Source organism: Sphingomonas yabuuchiae, from assembly GCF_014199595.1.
In the GTDB taxonomy this organism is placed as follows: Bacteria; Pseudomonadota; Alphaproteobacteria; order Sphingomonadales; family Sphingomonadaceae; genus Sphingomonas; species Sphingomonas yabuuchiae.
The window spans coordinates 29,708-44,263 of the sequence record NZ_JACHNX010000010.1; the positions used below are offsets into that span (position 1 = coordinate 29,708).

Consider the following 14,556-nt stretch of genomic DNA (forward strand, 5'->3'; position numbering starts at 1 on the left):
AACTTGCATAGGGAATTTGGCCGTTCCTAGGGCGGGAGACCCCCTTGGAGACGACGTGACACCGACCCGCGGCACGCGAGAAAGCTTTTTTAGTTAGAAACGGCTTCCCCCCGGATTGCGCCGTACACCCTGTCAACAGGGCGAATGCCGCCAACATCGCGAGGGGAGCCGCCCGCTTCATTACCGAAGCGATCCCACGAACCGCTCGAATAGATAGAAGCTGTCCTGCGGCCCCGGCGAGGCTTCGGGGTGGTACTGGACCGAGAAGGCCGGGCGGTCGGTCAGTTCCAGGCCCGCATTCGACCCGTCGAACAGCGACACATGCGTCTCGCGCGCGTTCGCGGGCAGCGTCTCGCGCTCGACCGCGAAGCCGTGGTTCATGCTGGTGATCTCGACCAAACCGTCGGACAGGCGCTTGACCGGGTGGTTCGCGCCGCGATGGCCCTGGTGCATCTTGGTGGTCTTGGCGCCGACCGCCAGACCCAGAAGCTGGTGACCCAGGCAGATGCCGAACAGAGGCTTGCCCGTGTCGAGCAGCTGGCGGATCACCGGCACCGCATAGTCGCCCGTCGCCGCCGGATCACCGGGGCCGTTGGACAGGAAGATGCCGTCGGGGTTCAGCGCCATCACATCCTCATAGGACGCAGTGGCGGGGACCACCGACACCTTCGCCCCGGCCTGAACCAGGTTGCGGAAGATGTTGTGCTTGCTGCCATAATCGATCGCGACGACGTGCGGGCGATCCTCGCCCTCGGCACCGGCATAGCCGAAGCCCAACCGCCACAACCCGCCCTCGCGCGTCTCGCCCCAGCCATAATGCAGCTCGGTCGACACGTCCTTGGCGAGGTCCATGCCTTCCAGCCCCGGCCAGGCCTTCGCCTTTTCGAGCAGTGCGGCGATGTCGAACTCGCCCGAAGCCGAATGCGCGATCACGCCGTTGGGCGCGCCGGCGGCCCGGATGCGGCGGGTCAGCGCGCGGGTGTCGATGCCCGCCAGGCCGATGCGGTTGTGCCGCGCCATCCATCCGGCAAGGTTCTCCATCGCGCGGAAGTTGGACGGGGCGGTCGGGTCCTCACGGACGATCATGCCCAGCGCGTGCGGCGCGTCCGCCTCGATATCGTCGGGGTTGGCCCCGACATTGCCGATATGCGGGAAGGTGAAGGTGATGATCTGGCCCGCAAAGGACGGATCGGTCATGATCTCCTGATAGCCGGTCATCGCGGTGTGGAAGCACACCTCACCGACGGCATCACCCTCGACGCCGAAACCGCGCCCCCATAACACGTCTCCGTTCGCCAGAACGAGAACGCCCGTGGCGCCTTCAGGCTTTTCGGGCATGGCGAATGGCTTGGCGTCGGCCATGATCGGCGGGCACTCCTGCTAAAATGTCTGCAATGTCGCTAAGTGGCGTCCGCTAGACCCCATGTGGCCATCCGTCAACCGGTTCACGGAAATGGTTACGTACGCTATCGTCCCCGCCTTTCAGACAAGACGGACGAAACATGATTCGCGACGACATCAAGGCCGCGCAGGTGGCCGCCATGAAAGCGGGCGACAAGGAAAGCCGCGCGGCGATCAGCCTGATCCAGGCCGCCATCAAGAACCGCGACATCGAACTCCGCACCGGCGAAGCACCCGCCGACGACGACATGGTCGTGATCGAAGTGCTGCAAAAGATGGTCAAGCAGCGCCGCGAATCGATCGCCATGTACGAACAGGGCGGCCGCCAGGAACTGGCCGACGCCGAAAAGGCCGAAGTGGCGGTGATCGAGCGCTTCCTGCCGCAGACGCTGACCGAGGATGAGACCAAGGCCGCGATCGAGGCGATCAAGGCGGAGATCGGGGCGAGCGGCATGAAGGACATGGGCCGGGTGATGGCCGAGCTGAAGGCGCGGCATGGGGCGGTGCTCGATATGAGCAAGGCCAGCGGGTTGGTGAAGGCTTCGCTGGCGTGATGTGAGGTGGGGAGTTGGGCTGGTGGATCGGATCGATCGCGAGCGGAGTCCCCTCCCCCAGCCCCTCCCGCCTGCGGGAGGGGAGCCTGTTTCGCTTCGAGGAGAGGACAGTCCTCTGCCACAAACGCATCCCCTCCCGCAGGCGGGAGGGGACCGAGGGGAGGGCCCCCGGCCTTTCCGCGAAAACCGGCCCACGAAACAGGCGCGGGAACTGCGCCTGAACCCGACCGATACGGAGCGACGGTTGTGGCGGGCCTTATCGAGACGCCAGGTCGCAGGCGTCCGCTTCAACCGCCAAGTGCCGGTCGGCCCGTACATCGCCGACTTCGCCGCCCGGTCGGAAAAGCTAATCGTTGAAGTCGATGGCGGCCATCATGCCGAACACGAAGCTTACGACGAAGCCCGAACCCACTATCTCAAAGCGCAAGGCTGGCGGGTCATCCGCTTCTGGAACAACGACGTTCTGGGCAATCTGGAGGGCGTCGTTGCAACCATCGAGCGCACGCTTGCGGAAAGGCCCTCCCCCAGCCCCTCCCGCCTGCGGGAGGGGAGCCCGTAGCGCCCGGCCGAGAGGACTGTCCTCCACCAAATGCGCTTCCCCTCCCGCAGGCGGGAGGGGATCGAGGGGAGGGCAAACCCGGACCATCCGAAACCACCCCACCCCTTGCCAAAACACCCCCATCCCGCTACCAATTATAATCACGCGGACGCCATGAGCCTGACCCCGCAATTCCTTGACGAGCTTCGCGCTCGGACCAGTCTGTCGGCGCTGATCGGCAAGACGGTGAAGCTGCAAAAGGCGGGCCGGGAATATAAGGGCTGCTGCCCTTTCCATAACGAAAAGACGCCCAGCTTCTACGTCAACGACGACAAGGGCTTTTACCACTGTTTCGGCTGTTCGGCGCATGGCGATGCCATTCGCTGGATGACCGACCAGCGCGGACTGCCCTTTATCGACGCGGTCAAGGAACTGGCGCAGGTCGCCGGACTCGACATGCCAGCCCAGGACCGCCGCGCCGCGCAGAAGGCGGAGCGGGCCAAGGGCCTGCACGATGTGATGGCCGATGCCGCCGCATGGTTTTCCGAACAGCTGGGGGGGCTGTCGGGCGGTGATGCGCGCGAGTTGCTGACCCGCCGCCGGGTCACGCCGGACACGGCGCGCGCCTTCGGCCTGGGTTTCGCACCTGACAGCCGGGGCAAGCTGAAGACGGCGCTGGCCGAATATGGCGACCCCACGCTGATCGAGTGCGGGCTGCTAATCAAGGTCGACGGCAAGGACCCGTATGACCGGTTCCGCGGCCGATTGATGATCCCGATCCGCGACGCGCGCGGCCGGGTGATCGCGTTCGGCGGCCGGATCATGGGCGACGGCGAGCCGAAATATCTGAACTCCCCCGACACGCCGCTCTTCGACAAGGGCCGCACCCTCTACAATCTCGACCGTGCCGCCCCCGCCGTGCGCAAGTCCGGCCGGGTGCTGGTGGTCGAGGGCTATATGGACGTGATCGCCCTCGCCCAGGCCGGGATCGAGGAAGCCGTCGCGCCGCTGGGCACCGCGCTGACCGAGCATCAGCTGGAACGGCTGTGGCGGATGGTCGACGTGCCGACGCTCTGCTTCGACGGCGATGCGGCGGGCCAGAAGGCCGCGATCCGCGCCGCCCATCGCGCGCTGCCGCTGCTCCAGCCGGGCAAGAGCCTGTCCTTCGTCACCCTGCCGCAAGGCCAGGACCCGGACGACCTGGTGCAGGAAAAAGGCGCAGCGGGGTTCGAGGCGGTGCTCACCCGCGCCACGCCGCTCAGCGACCTGCTCTGGCAGTCGGAGATCGCCCAGGCCCAGACCGACACGCCCGAGGGCCGCGCCGCGTTGAAGCAGCGGCTGGAGGAACTGGCGCAGCAGATCCCGCACAAGGATCTGGCCTACGAGTACAAGCGCGCGATGATGTCGCGCTATTTCGACATCTTCGGCATCCGGCGGGTCAATGCGGCGGCGGTGCATCAGGCGGTGGCCGAAGCCAATCGCCATGTTGGGCGCGGTGTCGAGTACAGCCTGAAGCGCGCGGTGCTGCTCGGCCTGATGCGCTATCCGCATGTCCTGTGCCGCTACATGGACGAGATCAGCCGGTTGGACATGGGCGACCGCTATCTCAACGACTGGCGGCATCACCTGCTCGACGCGGCGGTCAACGATCCTCATCTGTCGCGCAAGGATGCGGCGGAGGCGGAAAGCCTGATCGAACAGATCATGGCGACGACCGACGTCCATCCGATCGACGCGCGCGACTATACCCGCGACCTGGCGTTCAGCTTCTTCAGCAAGACCAGCGACCCGGCCATTGCGGTCCGCGACCTGGAAAAGATCATCGAGGTCATGCTGGAGGAAAGCGAGACGCGCGCGAACCGCGAACGCGCGGTGCAGGCGTTCCAGACCGACATGACCGAGGATCGCTTCGCCGAGCAGACGCGGTGCCATGCGGCACATGCGCAATCGCGCGACGAACTCTATCGCTGGCTGGAGGCGGCGCGCGATCTGGCCGAGAAGCAAGCCGGGGAGGCCGCTTGATACAGCACCTCTCCCGCCCCATATCCGGGGCATATTGGGCGACCTACGCCCGCACTGGAAAATTACGCATGGCCCCCTCACCCGCTTGCATCACCTGCGAGCGGTGTGACAGAGGCCGGGCACGGAACCCTGAGGGCATTTGATGGCGAAGGCGAATATGGCGGCGGATACGACCGATACCACGGAAACGGGCGATGCGCCGCTGATCGACCTGAACGAGGCGTCGATCAAGAAGCTGATCGCGCGCGCCAAGAAGCGCGGCTACATCACGTACGACCAGCTGAACGAAGCGCTGCCGCAGGACCAGATGTCCTCCGACCAGCTCGAAGATATCATGGCCGCCCTGAACGAGATGGGCGTCAATATCGTCGAGAATGAGGAACAGGGTGAGGACGGCGAGTCCGAGGAAGAGGCCGACGACGCCGAAACCACGGACGCCGAATCCGATGGCGGCCCGCAGCCCGAGGCGAAGAAGAAGGAAACCGTCGATCGCACCGACGATCCGGTCCGCATGTACCTGCGCGAGATGGGCGCGGTCGAACTGCTGAGCCGCGAGGGCGAGATCGCCATCGCCAAGCGGATCGAGGCGGGTCGCGACACGATGATCCTGGGGCTGTGCGAAAGCCCGATCACCTTCAACGCGATCATCGACTGGTCGACCGCGCTGAACGAAGGCACGATGCAGCTGCGCGAGATCCTCGATCTCGACGCCATGCTGTCCAAGGACGCCGGCCCGGAAAATCTGGGCGAGGAGGACGAGGACGACAATGGCGAGATCAGCGCCAAGAACGCCGGTCCCCAGTTCAAGGAAGAAGAAGAGCCCGAGGAATCCTCGGTCGATGACGAGGATGGCGAGGGCGGCGAACGTCGCGGGCCCCGCGCCGAGGACGAGGAAGAGGACAATACCCTGTCCCTCGCCCAGATGGAGGAGACGCTCAAGCCTCAGGCGCTGGAGAAGTTCGCCAACATCACCGCGATCTACAAGAAATTCTCGAAGATCCAGCAGCAGCGCCTGGAGTCCATGGCGCTGGGCGGCGAGCTGTCGTCGGCCGAGGAGCGCAAGTACCACAAGCTGCGCGAAGAACTGACCGCCGAGGTCGAGAGCGTTCAGTTCCACAACGCCAAGATCGAATTCCTGGTCGACCAGCTCTACGCCTATAACCGCCGCCTGACCGCGCTGGGCGGCCAGATGCTGCGTCTGGCCGAGCGGCACAAGGTCAACCGCAAGGACTTCCTCGACCGCTATCTGGGTCACGAGCTGGACGAGAACTGGCTCGATACCGTGCGCGGCGTCGACAAGAAGTGGGGCAATTTCGCCACCAACGAAGCCGCCACCGTCGACCGCATCCGCAGCGAGATCGCCGACATCTCGCAACAGACCGGCATGGCGCTGACCGAATTCCGCCGCATCGTAAACATGGTGCAGAAGGGCGAGCGCGAGGCGCGTATCGCCAAGAAGGAAATGGTCGAGGCCAATCTGCGCCTCGTCATCTCCATCGCCAAGAAATACACCAATCGCGGCCTGCAATTCCTGGACCTTATCCAGGAGGGCAATATCGGCCTGATGAAGGCGGTCGATAAGTTTGAATATCGCCGTGGTTACAAATTCTCGACCTATGCGACCTGGTGGATCCGTCAGGCGATCACCCGCTCGATCGCCGACCAGGCGCGGACCATCCGTATTCCGGTCCATATGATCGAGACGATCAACAAGCTGGTCCGTACCAGCCGCCAGTTCCTGCACGAGCAGGGCCGCGAACCGACCCCGGAGGAGATGGCCGAGCGCCTCTCCATGCCGCTGGAGAAGGTGCGCAAGGTGATGAAGATCGCCAAGGAGCCGATCTCGCTCGAAACGCCGATCGGCGACGAGGAGGATTCGCACCTCGGCGACTTCATCGAGGACAAGAACGCAGTCATCCCGGTGGACGCGGCCATTCAGGCGAACCTGAAGGAGACGGTCACCCGCGTCCTCGCCTCGCTCACCCCGCGCGAAGAGCGCGTGCTGCGCATGCGCTTCGGCATCGGCATGAACACCGATCACACGCTGGAAGAGGTCGGCCAGCAATTCTCGGTCACCCGCGAACGCATTCGCCAGATCGAGGCGAAGGCGCTCCGCAAGCTGAAGCATCCGAGCCGCAGCCGCAAGATGCGCAGCTTCCTCGACCAGTAAGGTCGGGTCGCGAGGATCACCAAAGGGGTCGCCGGTCGCAGGATCGGCGGCCTCTTTGCTTTTAGATTCTCATGACCCGAAAAGGACCCCCCCTCCCCTTCAGGGGAGGGGATCACGTCGATTCCATATAATATCATCCTGCTCTAAGGGATCGCACGTCAGCCGGGGTTGCGCTGCCGACGGCGGTCGGGCCATCCTCCGACCCAGGGGGATATGGGCCATGATGATCGCATTTTTTCTGTCGACGGCGGCGATCGTGCAGAGCCCTGCGCCGATAGCGTCAACTGCGCAGGCCTTTGCCAGCGAGGCGACATTCCGCCCGCTATCGCCGACCCATGCGACGGTGACGATCCGCGCGGCCGAAGGCGAAAGCGTGGTCGATATCGACACTATCGACGACGCCCTTGCCGTGCTGGCCGACCGTCGTCTCGCCGCCATCTGGCCACAGCTGCTGACATGGGCTGGCCCCTCGCTTACCGCCTTGCGCGAGGCCCTGGTCGCGGATGCGAGAGCCGTCTTGGCGAAGGGGCGTACCAAACAGGCGGATAGCGCCATCGCCTCGGTCGTCCGCCCGCGTCTTCGTCCGACTTTCCAATTGGCCGATGCCCTGCTGGCGGCAGGACAGGTCGCGGAGGCGACCCAGTTGATGGAGGACGCCCGCATCGCCGAACCACAACAGGGTAACTCGTTTTGGTCGATCCATTGGGCGGCGATGTCGCAGTGGCTGGCCAAGGCCCGGGACGTTCGCGGCGACAGCCAGGGCACGCTGGACGTTCTGGAAGCCGCTATCCCACCATTGGGGAACGACCGTGTGAAGCTCAACCTCGAGGCCAGCCGGGCATCGGTACTGCTCGACCTGCACCGCCCCGCCGAGGCGCTGGCCGCGATCGATGCGGTCGAGGCGCGCTTCCAGGCCCCCGGCGGCATCTTCTCAGGCGACGTTCGGATTAAAGGCAGCGACCGCCAGTTCGCCTGGATACGCGCCTGTGCGCTTCAGCAACTGGGCCGGACGGCGGAGGCCAAGGCTGCCGCCGCCCCGCTCTACCCGATCACCGAGCCACAGGACCGGCGTGTCCGGATCGATCCGACCGTCAAGCTGCGCAAGCAACTGGGGCTTTGCACACGCGACGTCGCCCTCACCGCACAAAGCTATGCCGAGATGCTGCGCGACGATCCTTATGGCGGAGAGGCGCTGGTGGAGCTGCAACCCGCATTCCGGCGCCGGGGGTATGATGCACGCTTCATGTACGAGGTTCGCGGCCATCCGCTCCTTGCTTCGATCCTCGCGGCACGGCTGAGGGCCGTGCCGGACGATTTGGTGCCTGCACTGGACGGCTGGGGAGCGATGTCGCCAGCGCCGTGATGCAGGGCTTCGGGCAAATGACATCGGCCGTCGCACCCGCTAGGATAGGCGCCATGAAGTATGCGTTGCCGTTTCTCGCCCTGCTGATCGCAGCCGCCCCCGCCAACCAGAATGTCCCCCGCCCCGGCACCATCCGGGTGCAGCTCAACACGTCGGAGGGAGCGATCGTCGTTGCGCTCGACACGCGCCATGCGCCTGCGACATCGAAGAACTTCCTCGCCTATGTCGATGACGGCCGGTTCGACGGGACCAGCTTCTACCGCGCGGCACGGGACAAGCGCGACCCGCAAAAGGGCTTCGTACAGGGCGGCATCCGCACCGATGCGCGCCGCATCCTGCCCCCCTTCCCGCTGGAGAAGACGAGCCAGACCGGGATCAAGCATCTCGACGCCACGATCTCGATGGCGCGGGGGACGACGCCGTCCTCGGCGGGCGGCAATTTCTTCATCACCGTCGGGCCGACGCCCGGCATGGACGCGCGACCGGGCTATGACGGCTATGCCGCGTTCGGGCGCGTGGTCGCGGGGATGGACACGGTGAAGAAGATCCTCGCCAAGCCCTCGGGCGGTGGGCAGGACGCGATGAAGGGGCAGATGATCTTCAAACCCGTCACCCTGATCAACGCCAAGCGACTGGACGGCAAGCCGCAGCCGACCAAGGAGCCCAAGATGTGGCTGTACAATTTCGGGGGATAACGTCCCATCCTCCGTTCGGCCTGAGCGAAGTCGAAGGCCAAGGGATGACCTATCCAATTAGCGTCCGGCCCGCTCGCGGCTACTGCTGGGGCGTGGCCTTCGACTTCGCTCAGGCTGAACGGAGATTGGGGTAATGCATAGAAAAAGGGCGGCGGCACCGCTTGGTGCCACCGCCCCTTCCCTGTCGAACCGCTGGACGGTCCGCCGCGCCGATTACTCGGCGGCTGCGGTGCCCTTGGCCGGACGCGGATCGCGACGCTCGGCGATACGCGCCGACTTGCCGGTGCGACCGCGCAGGTAATAGAGCTTCGCACGACGCACGGCGCCGCGACGAACCACTTCGATCGAGTCGACATTCGGCGAGTAGAGCGGGAAGACGCGCTCCACACCCTCACCGAAGGAGATCTTGCGGACCGTGAACGACGAGCCCATGCCCTTGTTCGAGCGGGCGATGCAGACGCCCTCATAGAACTGGACGCGGGTGCGCTCGCCTTCGACGACCTTCACACCGACCTTCAGCGTGTCGCCGGGGCGGAATTCCGGGATCTTTTTCGTCTCGTTGAACTTGGCGATCTGCTCAGCTTCGATCTGCTGGATCACGTTCATGACACTATTCCTCAATCGTCGCCGCGCGCCAGAGGGCGACCGACCCGAACGCCCTCATGACGTTCCCAAAGGTCCGGCCGCCTTGACCGTGTATCCTCGCAAGCCCTGGCATGACGCCATTTTGCGATTTTCGCATGATCCCCCGATCGCAGCACTTCAGGGATCGTGCGCCCTTCCCACTCGGCGGGTCGGGTATATTGCGGATATTCGAGGAGGCCGCTTTCGAAGCTTTCCTCGACTCCACTGGAAGCCGCGCCCATTACGCCGGGAAGCAGCCGAACGCAAGCGTCGAGCAGCACCAGCGCCCCCATCTCGCCGCCCGACAGGATATAGTCGCCGATCGACACCTGTTCGATGCCGCGCGCGTCGAACAGGCGCTCGTCGAACCCCTCGAAACGGCCGCACAATATGGTGACGCCCGGCCCCGCCGCGATTTCGCGAACGCGCGGCTGGGTGAGCGGACGCCCGCGCGGCGTCATCGCCAGCACGGGCCGGTCGTCCGCCACCGAATCCACCGCCGCCGCCAGCACATCGGCGCGCAACACCATACCGGCGCCGCCGCCCGCGGGAGTATCGTCGACCGAACGATGCTTGTCGGTCGCAAAGTCGCGGATCTGGACCGTCTCCAGCCCCCAGCGATCCTCGCGCAGCGCCCGCCCCGCCAGCGAATGGCCCAAGGGACCGGGAAACATCTCGGGATAGAGCGTCAATATCGTCGCGCGAAAGGTCACAGCGTCCAGTTCTCGATAGTCAGGCCGGGGATGTCGGCGAAGTCGGCTTCGTTATCGGTGATGACGGTGCTGCCCAGGCTGAGGGCATGGGCACCGAGCAGCCGGTCGAACCGTCCCCGTCGAAACGGAAGGGTCGCATAGCAGCGCGCCGCCGCTTCGTCGAACGGCAGGATCGGCATCTGCGTCGCCAACTGCTCCAGTTGCCGTTCCCGCGGCGGCTTGCCGTGACGGACACCCAGCGCCAATTCGGCGAAAACGATGCTGGACAATCCGATCTCTCCCACGGGCGTCGCCGCAACACGTTCCAGCAGAGCCGGATATTCCCCGGCAAACAGGAAAATGCAGCAATTGGTGTCGATCAGGTAGCGCACTGCTTTATGCGTCCTTATCGTTCAGCAGGTGCCAGGGCCGCTCGGGATCGTCGAACTCGCGTTCTTCCCGTTCGATCGGCTTCAGCCACGGCATAGAGCCTGCGATGCCGGTCAGATCGATCGTCTTGGGCGGCGTCTGAACGGGCTCGAACACATAACGCCCCTGCTCTTCGCGCAGCGTCATCTCCGTCCCCTCTGTCAGCCCCAGCGCGGCAGGCAAGCGAAGTGCAAGCGAATTGCCCGAGCGGAAGACCTTTGCCTGATAATCCTTGCCCATAAAGCCTCCGTATATACATCGCGTATATACATGATGTACTGCGCGACGCCAAGGAACGTTGCGCTGATTGAGGCTTTGCCCCCGCCATGGACGATTGCATCATCATTGGGGCGGGCCCCGCCGGGCTGACGGCCGCGATCTATCTGGCGCGCTATCACCTGCGCATCCATATGTTCGACAGCGGATCGAGCCGGGCCGCGATGATCCCATGTACGCACAATCATGCCGGTTTCCCGGAAGGCATCAGCGGCAAGGCCTTGCTGTCACGTATGCACGATCAGGCGCGTCGTTACGGCGCGCATTGCACGCCGCACCGGGTCTCGGCGATCCACCCCGAAAAAGGTCACTTCCGCGTCGTCACCGATGAGGTCGAGTATCGCACCCGAACCGTCCTGCTCGCCACGGGCGTGGTCAATCACCGTCCCCGCAAGCTCCTGCCCGAGGTGCACGATCCGGCGCTGGAGCGTGGGCTGATCCGCTATTGCCCGGTTTGTGACGGCTATGAGGTCACCGACAAGCGGGTCGGCGTCATCGGCACCAGCGACCATGGCATGCGCGAGGCGCTGTTCCTGCGCGGGTTTACCAAAGACGTAACGCTGATCGCGCCCGATGCCGCGCATGACCTCGACCCGGCATGTGCCAAAGCGCTGGACGAAGCAGGCGTGTCACGCGTGGACGGCCCCTGCGGCGGCTGGGCAATCGAAGGCGAGCAAATCGCGCTCGACACGGCGAACGGGCGGATGCGCTTCGACAGCGTCTATCCGGCGATGGGCTCGCGTATCCGGTCGGAACTGGCGGTATCGGCAGGCGCGAAGGCGGACCCGAGCGGATGCCTGGAAGTCGACGACCATCAACGGACGTCGGTCCCCGGCCTGTTCGCGGCAGGGGATGTGGTGAAGGGGCTGGATCAGATCAGCCACGCCATGGGCGAGGCCGGAGTCGCGGCCACGACGATCCGCAACCTGCTGAACGAGCAATCGCCGATCAGGCGATGAAGGCGCGTTCCACGATCAGGCGATCCTGATCCCATTCGGGCACGGCCTGCGCGTTCATCGGCACCATGAACCGGCGGCCATCGGGACGTTCGATCTCGAGCACGTCGCCCGCGCCGAAATTCTCGATCAACGCGACATGGCCCAGTTCCTCGCCATCGCTGGCGATCGCGGACAGGCCTATAATGTCGGCATGATAATATTCGCCCTCTTCCAGCGGAGGCAGGGCGGAGCGCGGTACCGTCAGTTCCGTGCCGCGAAGCGCCTCGGCGGCGTTGCGGTCGGTGACCTCGGTGAAGCGTGCGATGACGCCGTTCGAACCGTCACGCGCCGACTTCAACGTCAGCGCGCCGTCATTGAACGAGCGATAGTCCGACAGGTCGTCGGCAAAGACCTTGAGCCGAACCTCGCCCGTAATGCCGTGCGCGCCGATGATGACGGCCAGCGTGACGTGCGGCTCACCCGTTGGGCGAGTTGCCGTCCCCGTTGGGGGCGTCGTCTCCGCCTTCGGCGGGGTCTGGCGCAGAGACGCCTTGGTTGGTCGCGTCGTCATGGTCGTCGGGTGCGGTCCGGGGATCGGGTTCGGTCGGCGGGGTCATGCGCATATCTCCTGAAGCCATTGGCTTTGGAAACGCATGACCCCGTATCCGGTGCCTTGCCCTGCCCCGATCGCGATCGACCGAGGCAGCGCAAAGCCGAAAGCCATTAGGCCTCGGCGGTCTCTTCGGCCGGAGCGTTGGCGGCTTCCTGAGCAGCCTTCAGCTTCTCGGCACGCTCTTCGGCGCGCTCGGTGGCCTTTTCGCCCGGCTTCGCCTTGTTCGGGTTGTTGCGAGCGGCGCGCTCACGGACACCGGCGGCGTCCAGGAAGCGGGCGACGCGGTCGGTCGGCTGCGCGCCATTGGCGAGCCAGTGCTTCGCGCGCTCGGCGTCGAGCTGCACGCGCTGGTCGTTGTCCTTGGCGAGGAGCGGGTTGTAGTTGCCGATCTTCTCGATGAACTTGCCGTCGCGCGGCGCACGGGCGTCGGCCACCACGATGCGGTAGTAAGGGCGCTTCTTGGAGCCACCACGCGACAGACGAATGCTGAGAGCCATTATATAGTCCTTGGAGTTAAACGTTCAAAATTACCGGCCATTCCGTCCGGCGCGGGGGTTATTTTTTCTTCAGAAGATTTTCGAAGCCGGGGGGCAGTTTCGGCATGCCCTCGGGCAGCTTGCCGCCGCCCGCACCCATGCCCCCGATGCCCGGCAGGCCGCTACCGCCACCTGCCTTGTTGAGCATCTCGCCCATCTGCGGACCGCCCAGTGCATTGCCCAGGCCGCCAAGGCCGCCCTTGCCGAGCATGGCCATCATGCCCTTGATGCCGCCCATCTTCTTGATCTTCTTCATCGCCGTGGCCATTTCCTGATGCATCTTCAGGAGCTTGTTCACGTCCTGCACCGTGGTGCCGGAACCCTTGGCGATACGGATCTTGCGCTTGGCGTTGACCAGCTCGGGCTTGGCCCGCTCCTTGACCGTCATCGACGTGATGATCGCGTCCATGCGGAGCAGGATTTTGTCGCCACCGGCATCGTTGAGCGCGTTCTGCGCCTTCTTCATGCCCGGCATCATGCCTGCCAGCGCACCCAGCCCGCCCATGCGGCGCATCTGGGCCAGCTGGCCGCGCAGGTCGTTCAGATCGAACTGACCCTTGGCCATTTTCATGGCCATGCGCTCGGCATCTTCCTGCTGGATCGTCTCGGCGGCGCGCTCGACCAGCGACACGACGTCGCCCATGCCGAGGATGCGGCCCGCGACACGCTCCGGATGGAAGGCCTCCAGCGCGTCCATCTTTTCGCCGACACCGGCGAACTTGATGGGCTTGCCGGTGACCGCGCGCATCGACAGCGCCGCACCACCGCGCGCATCGCCGTCCATACGGGTCAGCACCACGCCGGTCAGCGGCACCTGCTCCGAGAAGCTGGTCGCGACGTTCACCGCGTCCTGACCGGTCAGCGAGTCGACGACGAGCAGGATTTCCTGCGGCTGGGCGATCTGCGCCACCGCCTTCATCTCGTCCATCAGCGCCTGGTCGACGTGCAGACGACCGGCGGTGTCGAGCATCAGCACGTCATAGCCCTGCAGCTTGGCAGCCTGGAGCGCGCGGCGCGCGATCTCGACCGGCTGCTGACCCGCGATGATCGGCAGGGTCGACACCTCGACCTGCGTGCCGAGCGTTGCCAGCTGCTCCTGCGCGGCGGGGCGATTGACGTCGAGCGACGCCATCAGCACCTTCTTGCGATCACGGCCCATCGCACCGCTCGACAGGCGGCGGGCGATCTTGGCGGTGGTCGTGGTCTTACCCGAGCCCTGAAGACCGACCATCATCACGACGGCGGGCGGCGTGACGTCGAGCAGCAGCTCGCTGGCATCGGCGCCCAGCATCGCGACCAGCGCGTCATGGACGATCTTGACGACCTGCTGACCCGGCGTGATCGAACGCAGGACGTTCTGGCCGATCGCCTGTTCGGTGACCTTGTCGACGAAGTCGCGCGCGACGGGCAGCGCCACGTCGGCTTCCAGCAATGCCACGCGCACTTCGCGCATCGCGGTGCGGACATCCGCCTCGGTCAGCGCGCCACGGCCGCGAAGGCGGTCGAATACGCCGCCAAGCCGATCGCTCAAGCTGTCGAACATCGCCTCACCTCGTCAAACCCGAGCCGGAGAGTCCGGCCCAAAAACTCGTGTCGCGCCGCCAAACGCAAAAGCGCCGGCGGGCGAAACCTCGCCGGCCAGCGTGCACCCTTGGGCGCTTCACCTTCACATTCCGAAACGGAACTTGGGTGCGCTCTTATGAGA

14 protein-coding genes and 1 pseudogene are annotated in these 14,556 nt (G+C 65.1%); 7 read left to right on the top strand and 8 right to left on the bottom strand.

What is annotated here, in order from left to right; genetic code table 11:
• Window positions 1-180 precede the first annotated feature (180 nt).
• A complete protein-coding gene (carA, locus tag GGQ89_RS12865) occupies window positions 181-1,362 on the bottom strand; it encodes a glutamine-hydrolyzing carbamoyl-phosphate synthase small subunit (protein ID WP_184106080.1) in 1,182 nt (393 codons plus the stop codon).
• Window positions 1,363-1,502: 140 nt separating this feature from the next.
• On the opposite strand from carA, the gene GGQ89_RS12870 reads away from it, so the two are divergent.
• From GGQ89_RS12870 to GGQ89_RS12895, 6 genes are all read left to right on the top strand, one after another.
• Window positions 1,503-1,955 carry a GatB/YqeY domain-containing protein gene (locus GGQ89_RS12870; protein WP_184106081.1) on the top strand — a complete coding sequence of 151 codons (453 nt, stop codon included), beginning with the start codon at window positions 1,503-1,505 and terminating at the stop codon, window positions 1,953-1,955.
• A 22-nt stretch (window positions 1,956-1,977) separates the two neighbouring features.
• Window positions 1,978-2,514, top strand: a complete 537-nt coding sequence (locus GGQ89_RS20345; RefSeq protein WP_342354524.1) for an endonuclease domain-containing protein — start codon at window positions 1,978-1,980, stop codon at window positions 2,512-2,514.
• A gap of 153 nt (window positions 2,515-2,667) precedes the next feature.
• On the top strand, window positions 2,668-4,515 hold the full coding sequence (gene dnaG / locus GGQ89_RS12880) for a DNA primase (protein WP_184106082.1): 1,848 nt from the start codon (window positions 2,668-2,670) through the stop codon (window positions 4,513-4,515).
• A gap of 142 nt (window positions 4,516-4,657) precedes the next feature.
• Complete coding sequence (gene rpoD, locus GGQ89_RS12885) at window positions 4,658-6,685, top strand: RNA polymerase sigma factor RpoD (protein ID WP_184106083.1); 2,028 nt, start codon at window positions 4,658-4,660, stop codon at window positions 6,683-6,685.
• Window positions 6,686-6,905: 220 nt separating this feature from the next.
• Window positions 6,906-8,048, top strand: a complete 1,143-nt coding sequence (locus GGQ89_RS12890; RefSeq protein ID WP_184106084.1) for a hypothetical protein — start codon at window positions 6,906-6,908, stop codon at window positions 8,046-8,048.
• Between the two features lie 53 nt (window positions 8,049-8,101).
• Window positions 8,102-8,743 carry a peptidylprolyl isomerase gene (locus tag GGQ89_RS12895; RefSeq protein ID WP_184106085.1) on the top strand — a complete coding sequence of 214 codons (642 nt, stop codon included), beginning with the start codon at window positions 8,102-8,104 and terminating at the stop codon, window positions 8,741-8,743.
• A gap of 213 nt (window positions 8,744-8,956) precedes the next feature.
• Here the strand turns inward: GGQ89_RS12895 and rplS are convergent, their stop codons facing one another.
• From rplS to GGQ89_RS12915, 4 genes and pseudogenes are all read right to left on the bottom strand, one after another.
• Window positions 8,957-9,349, bottom strand: coding sequence for a 50S ribosomal protein L19 (rplS, locus tag GGQ89_RS12900; protein ID WP_042483560.1), 393 nt, complete (start codon window positions 9,347-9,349; stop codon window positions 8,957-8,959).
• A 15-nt stretch (window positions 9,350-9,364) separates the two neighbouring features.
• A pseudogene (gene trmD / locus GGQ89_RS12905) lies at window positions 9,365-10,080 on the bottom strand (tRNA (guanosine(37)-N1)-methyltransferase TrmD); the annotation flags it as partial.
• The gene (locus GGQ89_RS12910) at window positions 10,077-10,451 is read right to left on the bottom strand and encodes a PIN domain-containing protein (RefSeq protein WP_184106087.1); all 375 of its coding nucleotides are present in this window, start codon (window positions 10,449-10,451) and stop codon (window positions 10,077-10,079) included. The gene GGQ89_RS12910 and the pseudogene trmD, both read right to left, overlap by 4 nt.
• Before the next feature lie 4 nt (window positions 10,452-10,455).
• Entirely contained in the window at window positions 10,456-10,728 is a 273-nt protein-coding gene (locus GGQ89_RS12915) for an AbrB/MazE/SpoVT family DNA-binding domain-containing protein (RefSeq protein ID WP_184106088.1), read from the bottom strand.
• A gap of 86 nt (window positions 10,729-10,814) precedes the next feature.
• On the opposite strand from GGQ89_RS12915, the gene GGQ89_RS12920 reads away from it, so the two are divergent.
• On the top strand, window positions 10,815-11,723 hold the full coding sequence (locus GGQ89_RS12920) for an NAD(P)/FAD-dependent oxidoreductase (protein WP_184106089.1): 909 nt from the start codon (window positions 10,815-10,817) through the stop codon (window positions 11,721-11,723).
• Here the strand turns inward: GGQ89_RS12920 and rimM are convergent.
• The 3 genes from rimM to ffh all read right to left on the bottom strand — a co-directional run bounded on the left by rimM (window position 11,713) and on the right by ffh (window position 14,394).
• Window positions 11,713-12,273: a ribosome maturation factor RimM gene (gene rimM / locus GGQ89_RS12925; RefSeq protein ID WP_240456410.1), complete on the bottom strand. Its 561-nt coding sequence runs from the start codon at window positions 12,271-12,273 to the stop codon at window positions 11,713-11,715. The two genes, GGQ89_RS12920 and rimM, sit on opposite strands and share 11 nt — an antisense overlap.
• Before the next feature lie 152 nt (window positions 12,274-12,425).
• Window positions 12,426-12,812: a 30S ribosomal protein S16 gene (rpsP, locus tag GGQ89_RS12930; protein ID WP_007404083.1), complete on the bottom strand. Its 387-nt coding sequence runs from the start codon at window positions 12,810-12,812 to the stop codon at window positions 12,426-12,428.
• A gap of 58 nt (window positions 12,813-12,870) precedes the next feature.
• Window positions 12,871-14,394: a signal recognition particle protein gene (gene ffh, locus GGQ89_RS12935; protein ID WP_184106090.1), complete on the bottom strand. Its 1,524-nt coding sequence runs from the start codon at window positions 14,392-14,394 to the stop codon at window positions 12,871-12,873.
• Between the last annotated feature and the right edge of the window lie 162 nt (window positions 14,395-14,556).